Below are 5,548 nucleotides of genomic sequence, written 5' to 3'. Positions count from 1 at the left end.
AGGTTGATCAGGCTGTTCTTCCAGCAGCGCATGGGCACATAGTCCACACCGTCCTGCTTGGAGTAGGCCGGGGTCTCACGGTCGTCCGGACCGAAGACCTTCTCGCAGAGCTTGCCGTACAGCGCCGCGCCGACGAACAGGATCACGAGGCCGATTGCAAATGTTGCCATTAAACACACACTCCTTTTTCTGGTGCCCGCAGTTCTCGCCCCAATTCGAAAACGAGCGGACCTCTGGCTATAAGAATAGCAGATTTTAGCCTCTGTGTACGTTAAAAAATGGTTCACAGAGATTAAGATTTTGCTAAGAAAAAAGAGCGCGTTGTAAAGACGGCGCTTGGGTTTGGGGGTGAATGTATAAAAAGGGCATGAAAGCAGTTTCTTTTTCCTGCTTTCACGCCCTGTTTTCCGATGCGGAGATGCTCAGCTGCCCTCGGCCATCCGGTAGCCCACGCCCATTTCCGTGAAGAGATACTCCGGCTCGGCAGGGTTCTTTTCGATCTTCCTGCGGATGTTGGCCATGTTGACCCGGAGGATCTGGTTGTCGCCGCTGGCCCGGGGGCCCCACAGCTCCTTGATGATGAAGTCATAGGTGAGGACCTTGCCGGCGTATTTGCCCAGCAGCGCCACGATGCGGAACTCGCTGAGCGTGAGATGGACGTTTTCGCCCCGGACCCGGACCTGATGCTTGTTGTAGTCGATCACAAGGTCCCCGACGGTATATGTGCCGTTGCGGGCGATCTCATCATTGCCGGAGACGGTGCGGGTGTGGCGGATGGCGGTGCGGACCCGGGCCAGCAGCTCATCCGTGCCAAAGGGCTTGGTGAGGTAGTCATCGGCCCCCAGGTCCAGGGCGGCCACCTTGTCCCGTTCGTGGGAACGGGCGGAGACCACCACGACAGGCAGGCTGGTCCAGCTGCGCAGGCTGCGGAGAATGTCCAGCCCATCCATATCCGGCAGGCCCAGGTCCAGAATGATCAGGTCCGGACAGTGGGAGGAGATCATGGAGAGGGCCTCCTCGCCCGTCTGGGCCTGCATGGCTTCATAGCCGTTGTTGTTCAGCACTGTGCAGATGAAGTGTGAAATGCTTTTTTCATCTTCGATCACCAGGATCTTTTCGCGGATCATCATGGCTGTGGTTCCTCCTTTGAAAGCGGCAGACGGAAGGTGAATTCCGCGCCGGACTCTGTATTATGCGCTTCCATTGTGCCGCCGTGGGCACGGACGATGGCCTGGCACACCGAGAGGCCAAGGCCCATATTCCGCTTCCCGTCCCCGGGCGCGGGCTCCGTGCGGTCCAGTGTGCCGTCGAACAGGCCGTGGAGCTTCTGCGGCGGGATGCCGCGGCCGTCGTCCTGCACGGAGAAGCAGGCCCACTGCCCGTCCCGCCGGGCAGAAAGGGAAATGCGGGAAGTGGTCTCCCCGTGGAAGACGGCGTTTTCCAGCAGATTGGAGAGGACCTGCACGATCAGGATCGGGTCCATGGGGACCATCAGCACATCGTCGGGCACATGGACCTCCACCGAGACGGAGGGGAATCGCTTGCGGAATTTGCCCGCAGCTTCGCCCAGAACTTCCTCCACGGCTTCCGGTTCCTTGGAGATCTTTGCCTGGTCGTTGCCGATCCGGGTGATCGAGAGCAGGTTTTCCACCACGCGGATCAGCCACTGGGCATCATCCCGCACGTCTGTCAGAAGGGCGCGCTGCTCCTCCTGGGAGAGGGCAGGATTGTCCAGCACGGTGGAGGTGGCGCCGATGATAGACGTCAGGGGCGTGCGGATATCATGGGACACGGAGCGGAGCAGGTCCGCCCGCATTTTGACTTTTTCGTTTTCCATCCGGAGGCGGTCCTGCTCCTTGCTGTTAGTGGTGAGGGCGCTGGTGACCAGAGAGACCACCAGGAAGGTGAAAATGGTCAGCGGATACCCGGAGATGGTGAAGTTGAACGCCATGTAGGGGTATGTAAACACATAGTTGACACCGATGACGCCCAGGACCGCGGCGATCAGGCCGAAGAGGTAACCGTTGGTGAAGCGGGAGATCAGCAGGACAGCCAGCACATAGACCGGAGAGGCGAACCCGTCTGTGGTATCGGCCATTTCGTGGAGCAGATAACAGACGCCGGTGGCGCAGAGAAAGATGGCGGCTGAGACCAGAAGATCCCGCCAGGAGAAGGAAAAAATATGGCTCGGTTTGGGTGACTTGAACTTCAACGTGCCAGGACCTCCCTTACACAATCCATATAAATGTTATTTTATTATAGCAGAAGCGGGCGTTAAGATTCCACTAAGAATCGTTAAAGGGCCTGAACAAATCGATGGGAAATTTTGAAAAAAGAGCCAGAAAACAGGGTTGATTTTGTAAAAATAAACAAAACAGGGGAGAAAAGCGGGCCTCCAGGGACAGATGCGCCGTAAAGCGGCGGAACGGAAAAATATCGTGCGGGAGAGAAAAAACTGCCGCACCGGACAAAAAAATCGGACGGTGGTGCCTGAAAACGTGCAACTTTCAGCAGGCGGCGCGTATTAGCGAGAAGAACGAGAGGAGGTGGCGGATCTGTGAAGGAAAAGGACGGCCGGACCGGGGCGTTCTGCAGGAGATACCTTCAGTGCATGGATCCGGAGCTGGCTGCTGCGGCCGCCGGATGCGGTGACGGATACAGGATGCTGGAGAGAAAAAACGTAAGCAGGCGGCTGGAGCAGATGCGGGAGGCGGCAGCCGGGCAGGTGTGCCGGGAGGACGCCGTCCGGCGGCTGGCCCAGCTGGCCTTCGGCCGGGTGAACGACGCGGCGAGGCTGGCCCTGCACAGCGGCGAGGCGGACCTGGAGACGCTGGACCTGTCCGCCGTGGCGGAGCTGAAGGTGACGGACAAGGGCGGCGTGGAGATCAAGCTCATCGACCGCATCCGGGCCCTGGAGGCCCTGTGCGGCCTGCTGAGCGAGGAAAAGGCGGAGGGCGCCGGAGAGCTGTACCGGGTGCTGGCGGACGCCGCCGGGGAGGAAGGAGCGTGGGACGACGGCTGAGATCATGCGGTTTTCCCCCAAGCAGCGGAAGGTGCTGACCTGGTGGTGCCGCCCCGGGAACTGGGAGGCCATCATCTGCGACGGGGCCGTCCGCAGCGGCAAGACCTTTTCCATGGGGCTGTCCTTCTTTCTGTGGGCGATGGCTCGCTTTGACGGGCGGCAGCTGGGGCTGTGCGGCAAGACCATCACCTCCCTGCGGCGGAACCTGCTGGCGGAGCTGGTGCCCTATCTGCGGCGGCTGGGCTTCGACTGCCGGGAGCGGCGGTCGGAGAACCTGCTGACCGTGCGGCTGGGGGGCCATGAGAACCGCTTCCTGCTCTTCGGCGGACGGGACGAGTCCAGTGCGGCGCTGATCCAGGGCAGCACCCTGGCGGGGGTGCTGCTGGACGAGGCGGCTCTGATGCCCCGGAGCTTTGTGGAGCAGGCCATCGCCCGGTGCAGCGTGGCGGGGAGCCGGCTGTGGTTCAACTGCAACCCGGAGAACCCCCAGCACTGGTTTTACCGGGAGTGGATCCTGAAGGCCCGGGAGCGGCGGGCCCTGTACCTCCACTTTACCATGGAGGACAACCCCGCCCTGACGCCCCGCATCCGGGCCCGGTACCGCAGCGCCTATTCCGGCATCTTCTACCGGCGGTTCGTGCTGGGGGAGTGGACCGCCGCCCAGGGGCGGGTGTACGACTTCTTCGACCGGGAGCGGGACAGCGTACCGGTGCCGGCGGGGCCCTTCCGGGAGTGGCGGATCTCTGTGGACTACGGCACCGCCAACCCGGCCTCCTTCGGCCTGTGGGGCCGACAGGGGGAGACCTGGTACCGGGTGGGCGAGTACTACTACGACTCCCGCCGGGAGGGACGGCAGAAGACCGACGCGGAATACGTCCGGGATCTGCGGCAGCTGGCGGGGGACCGGGAGATCGGCCGGGTGATCGTGGACCCCTCGGCGGCCAGCTTCATCGAGGCGCTGCGGCGGGAGGGCTTCCGGGTGGTCCGGGCGGACAACGACGTGGCCGACGGCATCCGGGTGACGGCGGACCTGCTGAAACGGCGGCGGATCGTGATCTGCGACACCTGCGCCGACTGCCTGCGGGAGATGGAGACCTACTGCTGGGACGACAAGGGGCAGCGGGACGCGCCCAAAAAGGAACAGGACCATGCCATGGACGATCTGCGGTACTTTGCCATGGACGCTGCGGCAGGAGAACGGGGCGGCTTTGCGGCCACCTGGGTGGAGCGGCGGGCCTGACCGGCCTGAGGCGAGGAGATGACAGGAGGTTTGGAAATTGAAGTGGTTTCAGAAGAGGGGCAGCCCGGCGGCGGCACCGGTCCAGCTGCGGGAGACGGGACACCATCCCTTTGGGCTGCTGGGAGGCTATGTGCCCCTGCGCAGCGGGGAGACCCGGCTGTACCGGGCGGTGCGGGAGGCGGTGCCGGTGGTGGACGCCGCCATCTACAAGCTGATCCGCATGGCGGGCGGTGTGACGGCCGCCTGCAGTGACAAGACGGCGGAGCGGGCTCTGGAAGAGTTCCTCCGCACGGTCCCGGCCGGACGGGGGCAGTATGGGATCAACGCCTTTCTGGAGGGCTATCTGGACTCTCTGCTGACCTGCGGGCGGGCCATCGGCGAGATCGTGCCAGCCGCCGGGAACCGGGACATCGCAGCCGTGCTGTGGGGCCGGGTGGAGGATGTCGAGATCCGGGAGGGAGACAATCCCCTGGCATTCGTCATCTGCGGCCCGGATGAACAGGGACGGATGGGGCCGCTGCCCTATCAGGACCTGCTGCTGTTCACACCGCTGAACCCGGAGGCGGACAGCCCGTACGGCGTGTCGCTGCTGCGGGGGCTGCCGTTTTTGACGGATATCCTGATGAAGATCTACCACACCATCGGGGTCAACTGGGAGCGGTGCGGCAATGTGCGGTTTGCCGTCACCTGCCGGGACGGGGGAAACGGACAGGCGGCGGAGCGGAGCCAAATGCTGGCCGGGGAGTGGTCCCGGGCCATGCAGGACACCAAGAGCGGCAGCGTGCGGGACTTTGTGGCGGTGGGAGATGTGGACATCCGGGTCATCGGTGCCGATGCGCCCGTCCTGGACAGCCAGGTGCCGGTGCGGCAGATCCTGGAGCAGGTGGTGGCCAAGACGGGCATCCCGCCCTTTATGCTGGGCCTCAGCTGGAACTCCACGGAGCGGATGAGCTCCCAGCAGGCGGACATGCTCACCACGGAGATCACCGCCATCCGCCGGACCCTCACTCCGGTGGTGGAGCGCATCTGCCGGCTGTGGCTGCGGATGCACGGCTACACCTGCGGCCTTGAAGTCCAGTGGGAGGATATCAACCTTCAGGACGAGGTGGAGGATGCCCGGGCAGCCCTCTATTTGGAACAGGCGCGGAAGCTGCGGATCGAGAACGACGCGGCGGAGACGGCGCAAAAGACCTGAGACAACGGGCGACGGCGCGCAAGGCGCGCCCGCCGCAAATGCGGCGTCACAAGCGTCTGGGCGCGAAGCGGCCAGACCTTGGGGAGGGCGG

The 5,548-nt window shown here is 63.5% G+C and carries 5 protein-coding genes; 3 read left to right on the top strand and 2 right to left on the bottom strand.

The window, feature by feature from the left end:
• Positions 1 to 422: 422 nt before the first annotated feature.
• Positions 423 to 1,130: a response regulator gene (locus H9X91_RS13860; protein ID WP_204805854.1), complete on the bottom strand. Its 708-nt coding sequence runs from the start codon at positions 1,128 to 1,130 to the stop codon at positions 423 to 425.
• Positions 1,127 to 2,212, bottom strand: a complete 1,086-nt coding sequence (locus H9X91_RS13855; RefSeq protein ID WP_243414566.1) for a sensor histidine kinase — start codon at positions 2,210 to 2,212, stop codon at positions 1,127 to 1,129. Before H9X91_RS13855 ends, H9X91_RS13860 begins: the two co-directional genes overlap by 4 nt.
• A 345-nt stretch (positions 2,213 to 2,557) precedes the next feature.
• Here H9X91_RS13855 and H9X91_RS13850 point away from each other — a divergent pair, with 345 nt between their 5' ends.
• The 3 genes from H9X91_RS13850 to H9X91_RS13840 are packed head-to-tail and all read left to right on the top strand — an operon-like array spanning position 2,558 to position 5,457.
• A complete protein-coding gene (locus tag H9X91_RS13850; protein WP_204805853.1) occupies positions 2,558 to 3,022 on the top strand; it encodes a terminase small subunit in 465 nt (154 codons plus the stop codon).
• Positions 3,023 to 3,026: 4 nt separating this feature from the next.
• Entirely contained in the window at positions 3,027 to 4,262 is a 1,236-nt protein-coding gene (locus H9X91_RS13845; RefSeq protein WP_204805852.1) for a PBSX family phage terminase large subunit, read from the top strand.
• A gap of 37 nt (positions 4,263 to 4,299) precedes the next feature.
• Entirely contained in the window at positions 4,300 to 5,457 is a 1,158-nt protein-coding gene (locus H9X91_RS13840) for a serine/threonine protein phosphatase (RefSeq protein WP_204805851.1), read from the top strand.
• The last annotated feature ends 91 nt before the right edge of the window (positions 5,458 to 5,548 follow it).

This window comes from Oscillibacter valericigenes (assembly GCF_016902445.1).
Lineage (GTDB): Bacteria > Bacillota > Clostridia > Oscillospirales > Oscillospiraceae > Oscillibacter > Oscillibacter avistercoris.
Note: the sequence above shows the minus strand (reverse complement) of the source record. Positions and strands in the feature narration are given on the sequence as shown.